This is a genomic window from Blautia sp. AM28-27, assembly GCF_003480905.1.
Classification (GTDB): domain Bacteria; phylum Bacillota; class Clostridia; order Lachnospirales; family Lachnospiraceae; genus Fusicatenibacter; species Fusicatenibacter saccharivorans.
In genome coordinates this window covers 33,290-51,045 of the sequence record NZ_QUJK01000011.1, presented here as the reverse complement: position 1 = coordinate 51,045, position 17,756 = coordinate 33,290, and the positions used below count along the sequence as shown (strand labels likewise).

20 protein-coding genes are annotated in these 17,756 nt (G+C 52.4%); 19 read left to right on the top strand and 1 reads right to left on the bottom strand.

The genetic code is table 11. The annotated features are described in order from the left end of the window. Positions 1-5 precede the first annotated feature (5 nt). The 15 genes from DW743_RS13165 to DW743_RS13100 all read left to right on the top strand — a co-directional run bounded on the left by DW743_RS13165 (position 6) and on the right by DW743_RS13100 (position 12,684). Positions 6-872: a VirB6/TrbL-like conjugal transfer protein, CD1112 family gene (locus DW743_RS13165; protein WP_117761832.1), complete on the top strand. Its 867-nt coding sequence runs from the start codon at positions 6-8 to the stop codon at positions 870-872. A 15-nt stretch (positions 873-887) separates the two neighbouring features. Next, complete coding sequence (locus DW743_RS13160; RefSeq protein ID WP_117761831.1) at positions 888-1,619, top strand: septation protein SpoVG family protein; 732 nt, start codon at positions 888-890, stop codon at positions 1,617-1,619. Next, positions 1,609-2,388 (top strand): DNA-methyltransferase, encoded by a 780-nt coding sequence (locus DW743_RS13155; protein WP_117761830.1) that lies wholly within the window; start codon positions 1,609-1,611, stop codon positions 2,386-2,388. The genes DW743_RS13160 and DW743_RS13155 overlap by 11 nt, the downstream gene beginning before the upstream one ends. A gap of 2 nt (positions 2,389-2,390) precedes the next feature. Continuing rightward, on the top strand, positions 2,391-2,960 hold the full coding sequence (locus DW743_RS13150; RefSeq protein WP_330418107.1) for an MT-A70 family methyltransferase: 570 nt from the start codon (positions 2,391-2,393) through the stop codon (positions 2,958-2,960). Between the two features lie 3 nt (positions 2,961-2,963). Further along, the gene (locus DW743_RS13145) at positions 2,964-3,353 is read left to right on the top strand and encodes a PrgI family protein (RefSeq protein WP_117761828.1); all 390 of its coding nucleotides are present in this window, start codon (positions 2,964-2,966) and stop codon (positions 3,351-3,353) included. Then, positions 3,310-5,670 carry a VirB4-like conjugal transfer ATPase, CD1110 family gene (locus tag DW743_RS13140; RefSeq protein ID WP_199608563.1) on the top strand — a complete coding sequence of 787 codons (2,361 nt, stop codon included), beginning with the start codon at positions 3,310-3,312 and terminating at the stop codon, positions 5,668-5,670. Before DW743_RS13145 ends, DW743_RS13140 begins: the two co-directional genes overlap by 44 nt. Beyond that, entirely contained in the window at positions 5,651-7,369 is a 1,719-nt protein-coding gene (locus DW743_RS13135) for a C40 family peptidase (protein ID WP_110104194.1), read from the top strand. Before DW743_RS13140 ends, DW743_RS13135 begins: the two co-directional genes overlap by 20 nt. 14 nt (positions 7,370-7,383) lie before the next feature. After that, the gene (locus DW743_RS13130) at positions 7,384-7,638 is read left to right on the top strand and encodes a DUF4315 family protein (RefSeq protein ID WP_014080213.1); all 255 of its coding nucleotides are present in this window, start codon (positions 7,384-7,386) and stop codon (positions 7,636-7,638) included. Positions 7,639-7,640: 2 nt separating this feature from the next. Continuing rightward, positions 7,641-8,390, top strand: a complete 750-nt coding sequence (locus DW743_RS13125; protein WP_117761827.1) for a DUF4366 domain-containing protein — start codon at positions 7,641-7,643, stop codon at positions 8,388-8,390. Positions 8,391-8,567: 177 nt separating this feature from the next. After that, complete coding sequence (locus DW743_RS13120; protein WP_110104192.1) at positions 8,568-8,921, top strand: cysteine-rich VLP domain-containing protein; 354 nt, start codon at positions 8,568-8,570, stop codon at positions 8,919-8,921. A 179-nt stretch (positions 8,922-9,100) separates the two neighbouring features. Next, on the top strand, positions 9,101-10,060 hold the full coding sequence (locus DW743_RS13115; RefSeq protein ID WP_117761826.1) for a hypothetical protein: 960 nt from the start codon (positions 9,101-9,103) through the stop codon (positions 10,058-10,060). A gap of 13 nt (positions 10,061-10,073) precedes the next feature. Continuing rightward, positions 10,074-10,658 carry a hypothetical protein gene (locus DW743_RS13110; RefSeq protein WP_015553305.1) on the top strand — a complete coding sequence of 195 codons (585 nt, stop codon included), beginning with the start codon at positions 10,074-10,076 and terminating at the stop codon, positions 10,656-10,658. A 12-nt stretch (positions 10,659-10,670) separates the two neighbouring features. Further along, positions 10,671-10,835 carry a hypothetical protein gene (locus DW743_RS18165; RefSeq protein WP_014080207.1) on the top strand — a complete coding sequence of 55 codons (165 nt, stop codon included), beginning with the start codon at positions 10,671-10,673 and terminating at the stop codon, positions 10,833-10,835. Continuing rightward, complete coding sequence (locus DW743_RS13105) at positions 10,832-11,179, top strand: plasmid mobilization protein (RefSeq protein ID WP_003020363.1); 348 nt, start codon at positions 10,832-10,834, stop codon at positions 11,177-11,179. Before DW743_RS18165 ends, DW743_RS13105 begins: the two co-directional genes overlap by 4 nt. A gap of 158 nt (positions 11,180-11,337) precedes the next feature. After that, positions 11,338-12,684, top strand: coding sequence for a relaxase/mobilization nuclease domain-containing protein (locus DW743_RS13100; protein WP_199608564.1), 1,347 nt, complete (start codon positions 11,338-11,340; stop codon positions 12,682-12,684). Positions 12,685-12,889: 205 nt separating this feature from the next. Here the strand turns inward: DW743_RS13100 and DW743_RS13095 are convergent, their stop codons facing one another. Then, positions 12,890-13,246 (bottom strand): helix-turn-helix transcriptional regulator, encoded by a 357-nt coding sequence (locus DW743_RS13095; protein WP_117761824.1) that lies wholly within the window; start codon positions 13,244-13,246, stop codon positions 12,890-12,892. 199 nt (positions 13,247-13,445) lie between these two features. On the opposite strand from DW743_RS13095, the gene DW743_RS13090 reads away from it, so the two are divergent. From DW743_RS13090 to DW743_RS13075, 4 genes are all read left to right on the top strand, one after another. Next, complete coding sequence (locus tag DW743_RS13090; protein ID WP_117567781.1) at positions 13,446-14,117, top strand: response regulator transcription factor; 672 nt, start codon at positions 13,446-13,448, stop codon at positions 14,115-14,117. Further along, the gene (locus DW743_RS13085; RefSeq protein WP_117761823.1) at positions 14,101-15,513 is read left to right on the top strand and encodes a sensor histidine kinase; all 1,413 of its coding nucleotides are present in this window, start codon (positions 14,101-14,103) and stop codon (positions 15,511-15,513) included. Before DW743_RS13090 ends, DW743_RS13085 begins: the two co-directional genes overlap by 17 nt. 130 nt (positions 15,514-15,643) lie before the next feature. Further along, the gene (locus tag DW743_RS13080; RefSeq protein WP_117761822.1) at positions 15,644-16,516 is read left to right on the top strand and encodes a hypothetical protein; all 873 of its coding nucleotides are present in this window, start codon (positions 15,644-15,646) and stop codon (positions 16,514-16,516) included. Between the two features lie 432 nt (positions 16,517-16,948). Beyond that, complete coding sequence (locus DW743_RS13075) at positions 16,949-17,359, top strand: sigma-70 family RNA polymerase sigma factor (protein ID WP_117761821.1); 411 nt, start codon at positions 16,949-16,951, stop codon at positions 17,357-17,359. Positions 17,360-17,756 lie beyond the last annotated feature (397 nt).

Below are 17,756 nucleotides of genomic sequence, written 5' to 3'. Positions count from 1 at the left end.
CGCTTATGGATTTTCTCACCGACTGGCTCACAAACTGGCTCAAAGAGCTTCTGATTGGCGGGATCATGGGGAACCTCGAAGGTCTTTTTGATACTGTCAATACCCAAGTCGGAGAGATTGCGGCACAGGTAGGGACTACCCCGGCGGCGTGGCACGCCGGGGTTTTCTCCCTGATCCGACAGCTTTCCGAAACGGTGATCCTGCCGATTGCCGGAATGGTGCTGACCTTTGTTGCCACTTATGAGCTCATACAGATGCTTTTGGAAAAGAACAATATGCACGAGGTTGACGTTGCGAACCTCTATAAATGGATGTTCAAAACAGCCTGTGCGATCTTAATCCTGTCAAATACATTCAATATCGTCATGGCTGTGTTCGATGTGTCGCAGAGCGTTATCGCGCAGGCAGGCGGGCTCATTCAAGGCTCTACCGATGTTTCGGCGGATATGCTTGCCGAACTGGAAACCTCGCTGGAGGCGATGGACTTGGGGCCGCTTTTGGGGCTTTGGCTGCAGTCTGCGCTCATTGGATTTACGATGAAGGCGATGGGGATTATCATTTTCGTTTTGGTGCATGGCAGGATGCTGGAAATCTATCTTCTGACCAGTCTGGCCCCCATCCCCGTTGCTACGCTTTCCAACCGGGAGCTTGGCGGCACCGGGCAGAACTACATCAAGTCCCTGTTTGCCGTGGGCTTTCAAGGGCTGCTGATTCTTGTATGTGTTGCAATTTACGCAGTGCTCATTCAAGGCATCGCAACAGGCGGCGATCCCATTGGGGCGATTTGGGGAACTGTGGGCTACACGGTTCTGCTTTGCTTCATGCTCTTTAAGACCGGGAGCATTGCCCAGCGTATCTTTGGCGCTCATTAACAGGAGGTGGTGCTTATGCCGAGAAGATACGGGGCAGACGGAACGCGCTTATGGAATGGAAAAACGCCGGAGGAGTTTACTGAGGCAGACGCTTACCGCTTTATGGCGGAAACAGAGGCCGTCCTGCAAAGAAAAGAGTTGATGGACGACCCCGCCCAGCCTGCTCCGGCAAGCGGAAAGGAGGAATTTTATCTGAGTAAGAAAGACGATGTATTGCTGACCCCGGAGCAGATTGCTGCGGAGGAACGGCGCTGGCTGTTTGATGCTCCCATCGCGGAGCTTGCAGAAGTCAAGGGCGTTAGCATTGATGAGGCAGTAAAAATGCGGACAGATGCTGTCTTGCAGGAGGCGGTTGTTCCGATCACGGTATCTGTCCGCCCGATTGAGCCGCAGGGAAAACTGATCGGCTTCGCCAGCGTCAATTTTGGCGGTGTGGTCATCGACGATTTTAAGGTTGTGGACGGGAAAAACAGGATTTTCCTCGGCGCTCCCTCTAAACCTGATCCTGCCAGCCGGACGGGATACCGGGCTACGGTTCGGATTCCTGACCGAGCCACACAGGAACGGATTAACGCGGCTGGTGTGGAGGCGTATCATGCGGCGGTGGAACAGCTTGTTGCACGGGCCCAGGCGGTACGGCCTGCCCCGATCAAGGAGCAGATGGCCGAGGCTGCAAAGCAAGCGGGAAAAGAAAACGCTGCCCGGCCTGCGCCTGCCAAGGCAAAGGAGGCCCGTAATGACCGATAGCCGCACTTTGGGACAAAGTGTCCCGAAGGAGGGCTTGTTTCTCATGGATGGCATTGAGGGCCTGCGCTCCCTGCCAAAACATAGCGTGGATATGCTGCTGACTGATCCGCCCTACGGCACAACCCGGAATTATTGGGATGTGCCCCTGCCGCTCCCGGAGCTGTGGGAGGCGGTGAAATGGGCGGTCAAGCCGAATGGCGCAGTGCTGTTTTTCGCACAGTGCCCCTTTGACAAGGTGCTGGGCGCATCCAACCTCGCCATGCTCCGCTATGAGTGGGTTTGGTACAAGGAGCGCGGAACGGGCTTCCTCAATGCAAACCGGGCTCCACTGAAAAAGTCCGAGAATATCTTGGTATTTTATCAGAAGTCCCCGGTCTACAATCCTCAGTTTACTTATGGCAAGCCCTATACCCGCGTACATTCCCGAAGCGGTACAAGCTCCAACTATGGGAAATTTGAACGGCAGGGGTCGGAGTCCAACGATGGCCGCCGCTATCCCGGAAATGTGCTTTTTGTGCCTACAGTGTCCGGCGGCATCCACCCCACGCAGAAGCCCGTGGAGCTCTGCGAGTATCTGATCCGCACCTACACCCGCCCCGGCGAACTGGTCGCGGACATTTGCGCGGGCTCCGGCACAACCGCGATTGCAGCCATCAACACAGAACGCCGCTTTGTATGCTTTGAAACGGCCCCGTCCTTTTATGCCGCCGCCAGTGAGCGTATTCGTGCGGCGCAGGCAGTAAAAAGTTCTGGCGAGAAAGGAGTGTAATTATCCAGCAGTATTCTATCATTTACGCCGATCCCCCTTGGCGCTACTCGGCTAAGAAAGTGCAGGGCGCGGCGGAAAATCATTATCCCACTATGAGCATTGAGGATTTATGTGCGTTGCCTGTGGCTGATCTTGCAGCCCCGGACAGCGCACTCTTTTTATGGGCTACTTTCCCGCAGCTCCCGGAGGCGCTCCGGCTGATCGAGGCTTGGGGCTTCACCTACAAAAGCGTTGCTTTCGTCTGGCTGAAAAAGAACAAGAAGGCGGATAGCTGGTTTTACGGCCTTGGCTTCTGGACAAGGGGCAATGCAGAAATCTGCCTGCTGGCAACCAAGGGACATCCAAAGCGGCAGGCTGCCAACATTCATCAATTTATCATTTCCCCGATTGAGGCCCACAGCAAAAAGCCGGACGAGGCCCGCGACAAAATTATTTCCCTGATGGGCGATCTGCCCCGCGTGGAGCTCTTTGCCAGGCAGACCCCGCCCGGTTGGGCTGTATGGGGGAATGAAGTAACACCAACCATCCCGGACTTTGGGACACATTGTCCCGAAGTGCAGAAAGGAGTGTGATCTATGCCCTATGTAAACGTACCAAACGATTTATCCAAAATCAAAACAAAGATGGCTTTCAACCTCACCAAACGCCAGCTTGTCTGCTTCGGCAGCGCGGGCGCGATGGGGATTCCGGCCTATCTGCTGACCCGTGGCACCCTCGGCAATACCGGGGCGATGTTTCTCATGCTGGGAATTATGCTCCCGGCGTTCCTGCTGGCGATGTATGAAAAGGACGGCTTGCCCTTTGAAAAGGTTGTGCGAAACATCATCCGGGCCAAGTTTCTAAGGCCGGGGATCAGGGCCTACCGAACCGAAAACATTTATGCGCCCTTTGCCGGGCCGGGCGCTGGAAAGGAGGATGTGATTGAAAAACACAAAGAACAAAAACGGAGCCGCCGCCAAGGGTAAAGGCCGGGCGACCCTGTCTGCCCAACAGACAATCCCGTATCTGTCCATGCACCCGGACGGTGTGTGCAAGCTCCCGGGCGGGCTCTATACAAAAACCGTGGAATATGAGGACATCAATTACTCCGTGGCATCCACCGAGGATCAGACCGCCATATTCAGCGGATGGAGCTCATTCCTCAACTACTTTGACAGTTCGCTGCCGTTCCAGCTTTCCTTTATCAACCGCCGTTCTCATTCCCGCAGCCGCTATCAGGTCAATATCCCGAAAGCGGATGACAACTATAACAGCGTCCGGGACGAGTTTACCGGGATGCTGAAAAATCAGATTGCCAAGAGCAACAACGGTATTGAACGCTCAAAATACATCACCTTTGGCATACCCGCCGAGGGGATTGCGGAGGCACGGCCCCGTCTGGAGCGTGTGGAGGCTGATGTCATGGGAAACTTTAAGCGGCTGGGCGTTCCCTCGGAGCCTATGGACGGGCGGGCCCGCCTTGCGCTGCTTCATAGCCAGATGCATCCGGGGAGCCGCGAGCCGTTTCGCTTTTCGTGGAAAGACATCCCGCAGACCGGGCTCGGCACAAAAGACTTTATTGCCCCGGACAGTCTCGACTTCCGCCAGTCCCGCACATTCCGCATCGGCCAGTATTGGGGTGCGGTGTCCTATTTGCAGATTATGGCATCGGAGCTTTCGGATAAGTTGCTGGCGGAAATCTTGGAGCTGGATGCGGAAATGACCGTGACCATGCACATTCAGACCGTGGATCAGCTCAAGGCAATTAAGACCATCAAGGGGAAAATCTCGGACATCGGAAAAATGAAAGTGGAGGAACAGAGAAAGGCTGTGCGCTCCGGCTATGACCCGGATATTCTTCCCCCTGACCTGATCACATTCAGCAAGGACGCAGCGGAGCTTTTGGCTGATTTGCAATCCCGCAATGAGCGAATGTTTCTGCTGACCTTTACGGTGGTAAACCTTGCCCCTACTCGCCAGCGGCTGGAAAACGATGTGTTTACCGTGGGCGGCATCGCGCAGAAATACAACTGCGCTCTGCGCCGTCTGGACTGGCAACAGGAACAGGGCTTTGTTTCCTCGTTGGCCCTTGGTTACAACGAGGTAGAAATCCAGCGCGGTATGACCACCAGCTCCACAGCCATTTTTATCCCCTTTATGACAAGGGAGCTCCGCATGGCTGGACAGGCCCTCTACTATGGCATGAACGCACTTTCTCACAATGTCATCATGGCTGACCGCAAAAAGCTGAAATCGGCAAACGGGATGTACTTGGGCTCTACGGGCTCCGGCAAGAGCTTTGCCGCAAAGCGTGAGCTCTTGAATGTGTTTCTCACCATCCCGCAGGATCGGATCATCGTGGTTGACCCGATGGGCGAATACGCTCCGCTGGTGCGAAGGCTGGGCGGCCAGGTGATCGAGATTGCCCCGGACAGCCCGCACCACCTCAATCCGATGGATGTGGAGCTCAATATGGCTGCCGGAGAAAGCCCGCTTTCCATGAAGGCGGATTTTCTTTTGTCCCTGTGCGAGCTGGTGGTCGGCGGCAAGGAAGGCTTGCAGCCCATTGAAAAGACGGTCATTGACCGCTGTGTGCGTTTGGTGTACCGGGAACAGGCGCTCGGACTGGAAACTGCAAAAACACCGCTGTTGCAGGATTTGTACGAAGAGCTCTTACGCCAGCCGGAGCCCGAAGCCCGGCGCGTGGCAACTGCCTTAGAGCTTTATTGCACAGGCTCCCTCAATCTCTTTAACCATCCTACCAACGTCAAGACGGACAGCCGTGTGGTGTGCATCGTTCTGAAAAACATGGGCGAAAACCTTAGAAAGATTGCAATGCACATCACAAACGAGTTTGTTTCGCAGGCGGTGGATCAGAACTTCCACGAGGGCGCGGCAACTTGGTGCTACTTTGACGAGTTTCACATTCTGCTCCGTGATCCACTGACAGCCAGCTACTTTGTGGCGGTCTGGAAAATGCTGCGTAAAAAAGGATGTGTGCCGTCTGCTTTGACGCAGAACGTCAAAGACCTTTTGGCAAGCCGTGAAATCGAGAACATTCTGGACAACACGGATTTTATGATTCTGCTTTCGCAGGCGCAGAGTGACCGTACCATTCTGGCAAAACAGCTCGGTATTTCCGAGCACCAGCTTTCCTATATCACACACAGCAATTCCGGCGAGGGGCTGTTGTTCTATGGAAATGTGACCATCCCGTTTGTGGATCGGTTCCCTCGCGGAGAAATCTATGACCTGCTGACTACCCGCCCGGAGGATATGAAGAATGAAACGAAAAACGAATAAGGCCAAGGAGGAGGCTTGGTCGCAGACCGCCCACGCCCCTGACGAGGAGCAGTCCGGGCCGGAGGCTTCCGACACTTCGGGACAAAGTGTCCCAAAGTCCAAGTTCCGCAAAAAGAGCCAGCAAGAACAGGCTGCGGCAGCAAAGCTCCGTATGGAGTCCCAAGGCGAAAAGCTGGAACAGGCCCGGGAGAAGCTGGCAAAACAAAAGCCGCCGAAAAAGCCCGGCCCGGTAAAACGCATAGGCCGTGTTGCCAGTGGTTCCGTTCACAGCTTCGTGCATGGCAAGATTTTTGAAGTGGAACAGGAAAATGTCGGCACAGAAGGCGCACACCGTTCTGAGCTTGTGGGAGAAACCGCACTGCGGCATGGCTCCCGCTTTGTGCGCCGTAAAGTCCGGGAACATCCGGCAAAAGTGGTACGCAAGGCCGAGGCCCGCTATACCAAGTACACGGCGGACTACCATTTTCACACCGCCGCACAGGAGCACCCGGAGCTGACGAAAAATGCGCTTACCCGCTACTGGCAGAAGCAACGGCTCCGCAGGCAATATCGCAAGCAGGCAAAGGAGGCTGCAAAGCAGGGCGCGGCTGTGGCGGGGAAAACTGCCACAGCCACAGAACGCCTGACCGCCCGGGCAGTGGAATTTGTCAAAAGTCATCCCGCAGGTGCCGTGGTTGCGGTGCTCTGTGTGTTACTCCTGTTTGCTATGCAGTCCTGTTCCTCTACCATGCTTATGCTGGGGAACGCCGGGGCCGGTGCATTAGGGGCCAGCACCTATCCTTGCGAGGATCGGGATATGCTGGCCGCCGAAGCTGCCTACTGTGCGCTGGAAGATGATTTGCAGCATTATCTGGACACCTATGAAAGCACCCATGACTATGACGAATACCACTTCGATCTGGACGAAATCGAACATGACCCCTATGTGCTGCTTTCTCTTTTGTGTGCGCTCCATGAGGGACAATGGACAATAGACGAAGTCCAGGGAACGCTGCAAATGCTGTTTGACCGCCAGTACATTCTCACGGAGGATGTGGTGGTGGAAACCCGGTATCGCACAGAAACCGACACATGGACGGACGAGGACGGCAACTCCCATACAGACACCTATCAGGTGCCTTACGACTATTACATCTGTACGGTCACGCTGGAGAACTTTGATTTATCCCATGTACCCGTGTATGTCATAGGCGAGGATCAGCTTTCCCGGTATGCCATCTATATGGCAACGCTGGGAAACCGCCCCGATCTGTTCCCGGATTCTCCCTATGTGAACAAGTACATTACCGGGAAACCCGGTGACTACGAAGTGCCCGGAGAATATCTGGACGATGAAACCTTTGCTGCAATGCTTGCTGAAGCGCAGAAGTACATCGGCTATCCCTATGTGTGGGGAGGCAGTTCTCCTGCCACTTCCTTTGATTGCTCTGGCTACGTTTCGTGGGTCATCAATCACTCCGGCTGGAATGTGGGCAGGCTGGGAGCCCAGGGGCTCTATAACATCTGTACGCCGACCAGCTCTCCCAAACCCGGTGATCTGGTGTTCTTCAAAGGCACCTATGATACGCCAGGCGTGAGTCATTGCGGGATTTATGTCGGTGATGGAAAAATGCTGCATTGCGGAGATCCCATCGGCTACGCAAATTTGAATACAAGCTACTGGCAATCTCATTTTTACGCCTACGGGCGTTTACCGTGACAGGAGGTTTTGAAATGGCAACTACCAAAAGCATGAAAATTCAGGCCGAGATTGATAAGGTCAAGGCCAAAATCAGTGAACAGCAGGCCCGGCTCAAGGAGCTGGAGCAGAAAAAGCTGGAGGCGGAAAACAGCGAGATCGTGGACATTGTGCGCGGCATGAGCATTTCCCTTACGGAGCTCCCGCTGCTGTTTGAGAAACTGAAGGACGGCGGCACTTTGGGACAAAGTGTCCCGAAGTCCGAAGAAGAAAAGAAGGAGGAAAACTGAATATGAAACACTTTCGTATGTTGGCGGCGGGGCTTTGCTCCGCCGTTCTTTTATGCGGCTCTGCGATTCCAGCCTACGCCTATTCGGACAGTGGGAATGAGAAACCGCCTGTTGTGGAAGAAACTCCGGCCCCGGAGCCTGCACCTACCATTACCCCGGGCGAGGGCTTTTCGGAGGATGGAAACCTTGTGACCCGCGATCTGCTCTATGATGCTGCAACCAACAAACAGTTCATCACGGTGGAAACCAGCGGCGGCAACACCTTTTACATTGTCATTGATTATGACAAGCCTGTGGACGAGGACGGCGAACAGTATCACACCTACTTTCTGAACATGGTGGATGAAGCCGATCTGCTGGCGGCACTGGAGGCCGCTGGCGGAGAGCTTCCGGCCTGCTCCTGCACAGAAAAATGTGCGCCCGGAGCCATCCATACGGATTGCGAGGTCTGCGCGGTCAACATGACCGAGTGTGCTGGCACAGCTCCCGAACCCGCCCCGGTGACGGAACCTGTGGAGGAGCCGGAACCCGAACCCCAGCAAAAAAGCAATACCGGGACACTTCTGCTGATTTTGGCAGTGGCTGTTCTGGGCAGCGGTGCAGGCTGGTACTTCAAAATCTACCGCCCGAAGCATGAAAAAGCTGCTGTACCCGAAGAGGATTACAGCGAGGAACTGGCCGATTATGACGATCCCGAGGACGATGGGCCGCCTTGGGACGAGGACGATACCGAAAGCGAGGATAATGAATGAGATTTACAAATAACCCCTATGAGGGATTTATGAAAGAAAAAAGCTACTTCAAGGGTGTGCCGCCAAGCCTGCCGCCGAAGGGCTCCAGTTGTGACGGCTGCCCTTACTGGCGCGGGATCGGCTGCGTGTTCTGCTACCGGGAGCAGCTTAAACCACCGGGCAACGGGAGGTGATACTGTGGGCCGAGAACTGACCCGGACAGAAAAAGCGGCAATCCGCAGGCTGGTGTCAAAATGGTGTGCCAACTATGACCGGGACTGCGGTTGCCTGCCGCTGGATTGCGAGTGCTATATGTTTGGAAAATGCTGGACGGGGGCTTATTGCCGCTACTTCCGCGAGGCAGTTCTGCCCCTTGATCCGGCGCTGGAGGCTGCGTTGCTGACAGAGGGGCCAAGGCCGGATTTCAAGGCTTGCCCGGTATGTGGCAGAGCCGTGGCTCCTGATGGACGGCAAACCTATTGTTCGGCGGCCTGTGCAAAGGTGGCACACCGCAGACAGCAGCGGGAATATATGCGAAAAAAGCGGGGCTGATGTGTTGACAATTAGGACACCCAAAACCCGCTTGTGACAAGGCTTTTTAAGGCCCTTTTCTGCGGGAGGCGTATGTTTCTACGTCTGGCCCTGTTTCCGTGAGATGCTGTCAACATTTTAACTGCCGGGGCTTTGGGACAATTTGTCCCAAAGTTCTGGCTTTTGTGGAAGGAGATACTATGCCGAAATATTATCCGATCAATGAAGAAGCCGCAAAGCGGGCAAAAGATATGAACAGCTTTTCTGACTATCAGCCGGGCTCCGCTACGGCGGGCTACCGGGCAATGGTCGATGAAGCGTATGCAGCGGCGGAACGCCAGAAAGCGCGTGTCGATCCCATGTACCACGATAAGATTGACGCTCTGGTGGATCGCTATGCCCGGAAACTTGCGGAAAATCTGAATGAACGCAATGTGATTGATGCCCGGGTGCCCTCTATTCTGATCTCCGGGGGCGGCAATTTTCCTGTGGCAAAAAAGCACAAGCAGAACGCCGCCCGGGATCGCAACTATGGAGAGTGTGCGGAGATTTCAAAGCTGCTTGATAAAATCCGCTCTGTTGGTATGGGTGGGATCAGCGCAGACGATGATCTGGCCGTGGAAAAACTGACAAAAAAGCTGGAGGGGCTGGAGTCTCAGCAGACCACCATGAAGGAGGTCAATGCGTATTTTCGGAAACACAAAACGCTGGACGGTTGCCCGGAGCTTACGCCGGAGCAGGCAGAAAAGCTCAAAGCAGATATGGCGCAGTCATGGCACTTGGACAAAAGTAAGCCGTACCCCGCCTATCTGCTTTCCAACAACAACGCCAACATCCGCCGTGTACGCCAGCGCATTGGGGAACTGAGCAGCCGCTCCGAGTTTGCTGGCTGGACATTCCCCGGAGGTGAGGCAAAAATCAACGAGGCTGAAAACCGTTTGCAGCTTATTTTCGAGGAAAAGCCCGATGCCGATCAGCGGCAGGAACTGAAAAGCAACGGCTTTAAGTGGGCTCCCAGCCAAGGGGCATGGCAGCGGCAGCTTAACCAGAACGCCATCCGTGCTGCGGCCCGGATAGACTATCTGCGACCCGAGGACGGTACAAGCCCCTATCAGCTCCAGCCGTTTGTGAAAAGAGAAAACAAAGAAATGTCTCGATGATGGGAGGTGTACTATGGACAAAAATCAAGGCTATGCTATTTTGAAGGCGGTCATGCTGGAAAATGGGCGGGGATTTGCATTGGGCGAACATCCCACCGCGCCATCCCGCTATGTCACATGGGCCTGCTATGATGACAAGGACGGCCAGCGGCAGTATGAATGGGGTCACTATGGAAATGACCGCACCGCGATGGAACAGGATTTTGCAGACCGGGTGCAGGACTATCAGCGTATTTATAACGTGGGGATCAGGCAGACCGAGGCTCCCGGCCTTTACAAGTATTATTCGACCCAGCGGCCTGTGGACATCGGGACATTCCCGAAGCCGCCTTATAACAAGCCGGATGAAATCTTCAATTACGATCAGCGCATCCCGGTGGAAAATGGCTCGTTCCTGGCTTGGGGCTATCTTACCTATACCCGCCCGCTAACGGAAAAACAGGCATCCGACTATGAGCTGCGTCCTGCGCCTGATAATCCCGACAGGCCCCGTCCGATTGCCGAGCAGATGAAAAATGCGGCAAAGTTGGCGGAGGCAGATCGCGGCTCGGAGGCTCCGGCTCCCCAACGGAGGCAGCCTGACCGTGGCGATAGATAAGGAGGTGCGTATATGGAAAAGAAACGTGAACAGGAATTGTCTGTACTGGAGGTGCTGCGCCTGCACCGTGAATTTCATTTGCCGCACCCCGTTCCGGCAGACGAACAGGAAAAGCCGCTGGATAAGGTAAAGGAGCCGCCCCGCGCCTGCCGCAGCCGGGAGCGTGAGGAGCGATGACAAAGAAACGCCGCCGTCCGATCCATCTTCATGTGATGGTGTCGGAGGCGGAGCAGGCTCTGATTCAAGAACGTATGGCGGAGGCTGGCATCCGTAATATGGGAGCCTATATGCGGAAAATGGCCCTGAGTGGGTATGTGCTTCATGTTGACCTTTCGCCTGTTCGTGAGCTGGTTTCGCTCCAGCGGCGCTGCTCCAACAATCTGAACCAAGTGGCAATTCAGGCCAACACCTACGGCGCGATTTATCCCGAAGAACTCGCAGCCTTACAGCGGGACTATGCCGCTTTGTGGGGGCCGCTGTCTGATCTCTTGAAACAGCTCTCCGCGCTGGTAGAGCTCTGATCCATCCGGGGAGTGGTTGATACCGCTCCACGGCTTTTTCTACTTCGGGACAAAGTGTCCCAAAGTAAAAATACTGTTTGCCGGAAGGAGGGATTTTTACGGCGACCACCTACATCCGCCCTTATAAAACAGCGGCGGGAAAAAGTGCAATTCAAACGATGGAGGATCGTTTCACCTATGGCCTGAACCCGGAAAAGCTGGGAGCCGTATCTTCCTATCTCTGCGATCCGAACACGGCCCCCGCCGAGTTTCTTCTGGTAAAAAGTCAATACCTTGCAGAGACAGGCCGGGCCGTATCTCGCGGGGCCCTGTTCTTTCAGATCCGGCAGGCGTTCCTGCCCGGGGAGGTTACGGCGGAAGAAGCAAACCGTATCGGCTATGAAACGGCGATGCGCTGGACAAAGGGAAAGTATCAGTTCTTCGTCTGTACGCATACCGACAAGGCCCATATCCACAATCACATTTATTTCAATGCAACGGCCTTTGACCGCTCCCGGAAGTTCCATAATTTTATCGGCTCCAGTTTTGCCTTGCGGCGGCTCTCTGACCGGGTGTGCATTGAGCACGACCTCTCTGTGATCCAAAATCCAAAACAGCACAGCAAGGGCCGCTTTCTCCACTATGGCCAGTGGATCGGAGAAAAGCCGCCCTCTGCCAAGCAGCGGGTACGGCTGGCTATTCTCGCCGCTTTGGAGAAAAAGCCCACGGACTTTGCCGACTTTCTTCGGCTCATGGAGGAGTCCGGCTTTTCGGTGAAACAGGGGCGCGGCGGTGTCATCTCATTCCTTGCGCCCGGGCAGGAAAAACCGACCCGGCTCCGGGCTTCTACACTGGGAGCCGGATTTGACCCGGAGGACATCAAGGCGGTAATTGCCGGGGAACGTCCGCTCCCCGAGCTACCCGAGGAGCCCACGGTTCCGCCACGGCGAGTTAATCTCATCATCGACATTCAAGAGCGTATGGCCCAGGGCAAAGGCCCGGCCTATGAACGATGGGCCAAGGTCTACAACCTAAAACAGATGGCTGCCGCGCTCCAGTATTTGCAGGAGCATCATCTGACAGACTATGCGGCGCTGACGGCCCGCACCGAGGCTGCTGTGGATCACTTTCACAAGCTGTCTGACGAGCTCCGTACAGCGGAGGAGGCTCTTTCCAAAACCTCGGAGCTGATGGCTGCCACGGTGGACTATGCCAAGACCCGCCCGGTGTTCGATGGGTACAAGGCTGCGCGGTACAGCAAAAAGTATCTGGCCCAGCATGAAGCAGAGCTTGCCACTTACCGGGCGGCAAAGGATACCATGAACACCATACTGAACGGCGCGAAGCTCCCTAAGATTGAAGCACTAAAAAAATCCCGCCGTGAGCTGGCGGGACAAAAGAAAGATCTTTATGCAGAATACCGGGAGACCCAGCGGCAAATGCGGGAGGCCGTAGCAATAAAAGCGAACATTGATCATCTGCTCGGCATAACAGACGAGCGTGAAAATAAGGCCCAGGAACGATAGTGACGGGCCGCAGACTACGGTGTAGCGCACCGGGACTTTGGGACAATTTGTCCCGAAGTACAGCGGGTTTGGGGAGCTCCCCAACAAGCATTTTTGCGGGCCCTGCGCCCTGCAAAAATTTCGGAGTGTGGCCACACCCGAATTGCTTGCCATTTAGCGGAACCCTCGAAAAGTCCCCTAAAAACGAGAAAAACGAAGGCCCTCTTTACTTGACCTCCGTTTCTCTGGCTTTTTGTAGTCCCTCTGCTGTGGCCTCCATGACCGTCAATTCCTTTTCGTCCATTGTATTGAGCAGCCTGTCAATATGCTGGCGGCAGTCGCTTTCGCTATTCTGCCTGTCAGGATAAAAGAATTGGTCTACGGAAATGTCCAGCAAGGTGACGATTTGGTAAAAGGTATTCAGACTTGGATGCTGACCCCGGTTTTCAAAATACATGATAGAGCGTGGGGTACGGTCTACAAGCTGTGCAAGATATTCCTGCGTCCAACCTTTTGCCTCTCTCTTGCGCTTGATCTCCCGGCCTAATGCGTGGAAGTCAAGCCGTCTGGTGTCTTGGTACATTCTCATATCACCCCTATATTATTTTACATTTCGGGTTTGACTATGAGAACGAAACACAATTTTATGTTTTGGTAGTATTTTATTGCCCGTCGGCAAGGTTGCCGATGTTACACGGACAAGGTATAATAACAGAAAGAAAATTTGAAAACTACACTTTAATCACAAAAATCTATGATACGCTATCTTTGGAGGTGTTATTATGCAAAGGATTTTAGTCGTTGAGGACGATTTTGATATTCAAGAACTTTTACAGAATTTTTTACAAGAAGCAGGATATGAAGTAGCTGTTGCAAATGATGGTGTCGAGGCACTATCTTTATTTGCGGGAGAACGATATGACTTGATTGTGTTGGACATTATGCTCCCCAAAATTGACGGTTACGGTGTCTGTGAATTGATACGCAAACAATCTGATGTTCCTATCATCATGCTAACCGCATTAAGCGGAGAAGAAGATCAGATTAAAGGATTGGATTTGCAGGTGGATGACTACATTACAAAACCGTTTTCTATGCCTGTCCTGCTCCGCAAAATTGCGGCTGTACTTCGGCGCAGTAACCGGGGAACAGATGAAAAGTATCAAATCATTACTTATGGCAATTTGCGTTTGAACTGTGACGGCTACACCGCCACAGTGGACGGAACTAATTTTGAACTGACACAAAAGGAATTTGAAATACTGCGGGAACTGTTAACCCATCAAGGTCGGATATTGACCCGGCAGAACTTGTTGGATAAGCTGTGGCGATATGATTTTTATGGGGACGAGCGTGTTGTTGATACCCATATCAAAAATCTACGCAAAAAGTTGGGAATAGATTTCATTCAAACAATCAGAGGGGTGGGATATAAAGTTGATAAAGAGAATTAAAGGCAGTCTGTTTGCTAAAGTCTTTATTCTGACTGTGACAGTTTTGCTCTGCGTGAGCTTTCTTGTCTATGGCGTTTTGGCTTGGTATATGCCTCAAACCTATTCTAACAATCTCAATGCGGCATTAGATGAACAGACAAGCGACTTTATATATGAATTAGAACATATCCGTATGCAGGATAGCGGCGGACTTTTTGATCAGTTTCTTCAAAACACAACGATTAGCATGGTGGAGCTTTATACTGCTGATGGTGTTCTGATGGAAACACCGTCTAACCAAAATAACTTTAACGATGGGATCACCGGGGAGGCTCTTGGCGGAACATCTTATGAAAGTGTGCCGATTATATCCAACAGCTATTACTTCTCATTTGCAGATGATAATAGCCAATATATTTTAACAGTTTATGGAGAAGCCTCTCAAATCGCAGAACTGCGGCAATCATTTGTAAGCGTATTACCGATTTTGTTTTGCGTTATTCTCCTTGTATCATTGGCAACTGCTTGGGGGTATTCTCGTATCATTACAAACCCGGTATTAAAAATCAGTCGGATTTCTAAAGAAATGTCTGATATGCGGCTGGAATGGCAACTTGAGGAACGCCGTTCTGACGAGCTGGGTGTACTGGAGAATAGCTTGAATACGCTGTCCCGGAAACTATCTGCTACCTTGGAGGAGTTGCAAAGTGCAAATCTCCAGCTCCAAAAGGATATTGAACATCAAAAGGCGCTGGAACGGGCACAACAGGATTTCTTTTCTTCCGCTTCCCATGAACTGAAAACCCCTATCACCATTATCAAGGGTCAATTAGAGGGGATGCTATTGGGTATAGGGGCATATAAAGACCACGAAAAGTATCTTGCCCGATCCTTGGAAGTTGCGGCTACGCTTGAAACGATGGTGCAGGAAATATTAACGATTTCAAGGCTGGAAACCAATGTCGATTTCAAAATGGAGCATTTTGATTGCGCTCCCATGATACATGGCTATTTGAGGGAGATTGATGATTTAGTGGCAACAAAAGAGCTGCAAATACATCTTGCTATACAGTCTCCCGCTTTTATCAACGGGAACAAATTACTGATTGAAAAGGTGTTCTCCAATTTGATTTCAAATGCTGTAAAGTATTCGCCGCATGGAGCAAGCGTTGATATTATTTTACAAAATACCAACGGACGCTTTTTGTTCTCCGTAGAGAACACAGGTACACATATACCAGAAGATGATATTCCCAAATTGTTTGACGCTTTTTATCGTATGGAGCAATCCCGCAGTAGAAGAACAGGCGGCAGCGGCTTAGGGCTTTATATGGTTCAAAGAATTTTACAACAACATAACAGCTATTGTGAGGCTTGCAACACAGAAAACGGTGTTAAATTCTTCTTCACGATTTAGCAGACAATCAGCGGCAGGTGAACAACCTGCCGCTTTTTTAACTACACATAAATCACAAACTAATCCCAAAGGTATCCCAAAATGCTTTGCTATACTTGGGGTACATTCAAAGAAAGGATTGGTAAAAACTATGAAACGAATTGCATTATGCGCTGCGTCCGTGCTCTTGTTAGGCTGTTTGGCTGGATGCAGCACGACACCACAGAACAGCCAGGAACAAGGCAATCCCGTTATCAAGGAAGAAATCAGTCAACCTCTTGGCGGCTCTGAGGCGCTGGGAAACAGCGAGGACAGCTCGGCACTCTCCGCCGCAGACAAAGAAAAAATGTTTGCACCTTATGAACAATACGGGATGACCTATGACGCGGTCAAAGATGAACTTACCTATAACGGGAATTTGGTTCGCTGGTTTGAGGACTATTATCCCATCAGTAACAATGAAACCGCCGGTATTGATTTTCTAAATGAGAACGGCACAGTAGATGTGTATGCTGTACGGGATTTAGAGAGCTTTTCAAAAGCGGCTGACGGCTCCGTTGATCCGGCGGGTAAGCTGATTGGCTTAAAAGAGTTTACCCAGCAGGAATTTGACGCACGGGATATTGAGGCGTTGAAAAACAGCACATCCGTTGCTGTGGCAGGAACGCCGCTTGAAGATAGCGAAACTGCAAAGCTCGTTGCAGAGTATGAGGCATTTGGAGTAACCTATGATGCCGAAAAAGATCAGTGGTATTTCAATGGTGAGGAAGTCCGCTATTTCCGGGATGTTCTCACTTCTAATGGTGAAAGTCTCACCAGCGGAAAATTCCGAGGCGAGATGAGAACGCTTGGAAGTGGTGTTGGCACAATAGACATTTATACCGTTCGTGATTACGGCCACTTGAACAGCGAACATCACGGAACATTAACTGGCATCGAGAAATACAGTCAAGAGGAGTTTGACGAGCATACACAGGCCGGAATGTCTGGAAACCAACCCATAGGTAATGCAAGCCATAACTAAACAAACCATTTAACTGCCGCACGACGGCAAAAGAAAAAAAGCCGTCGTAGAGCAGACAATTTGACACGCCCATTTGAAACGGCGGCTTTGATTTTCAGAGCCGCCGTTTCTCTTTGGATATTCAGTAACCCCACGGCGGCCCATAGGAGGGTGTCGCCGTGTCCATCTTACTTTCTCACAATTCCCATGACCTTCACCAGCTAAAAAAAGCATAGCTCCCCCTCCGGGACAGTCTGGCTATGAAGGTACAATATATCAGTACAATTATGATAATGTAATTTCATGCGTCTGCATAGTGTCTTGCTGTGCGGGCGCTTTTTTGTACTTCGAGACAAATTGTCCCGAGGTGCGGGGCGGCTCCCCAGGATGCCGCTCTCCGCCAAGCCCCGTTTCGGTCACTCATCCACCCAACACCGAAACGGAGGTTTATTTATGACTACAATCAATCTGAAGGGTTTTTATTATTGGTACACACAGGATCAGTTTATCGAGGTTTCTGACGAGGTAGCCGAAGTGTTTGTGTCCGATGCCCGACACGAAATGGCCTACCAGCGGCGGCTCTCCCGGCATAAGGCGCAATATTCTCTGGACTGCGATGACGGGATCGAATATTCCGCCTGCCTGCATGAGCCAACGCCCCAGGAGCTACTGGAGCGTATGGAGCTGTTCATCCGTCTATGGAATGCACTCAACTCTTTGCCGGAGATCCAGGGCCGCAGGATTGATGCCCACATCATTCTCGGAAAGAGCATCAAGGAAATTGCCGAGGTCGAGGGCGTACATGAGGAGTCTGTCCGCCAGTCGATCAAGCGTGGCCTTGAGCGCATGAAAAAAACTTTTTGATTTTTTCATTTTCCCCACTTGGAAATGATGAAAAAATGTCTCGATTTATGAAAGGGGATATTCTTCTTTCCGCAGATAAACAGCGGCGGCCCCGGGCATAGTCCGGGGAGCCGGGCGGCGGGTGCGCTGTGACTTTTTCTTTGGAAGAACGAGCGAACAACACCAACACCGCAACTGGGCCGGGCCACCCCACGGCCACGATCCGGCATAGGACAGGCTGGCCGCCTGTCACTCCGGGCCGCCCTCTTATCTGCGAGGGAACGCCGCTCTGAGCATGGTTGTCTTTGGACAGGGCAAGAAAATGGGAGCGGCGTTCTCTATATTTATACTTACATGGAGTGAGGCAAGAGGGCAGCATCGTTCTCCCTTTTAACCTTTGTGTGGATAGGGTAGAACT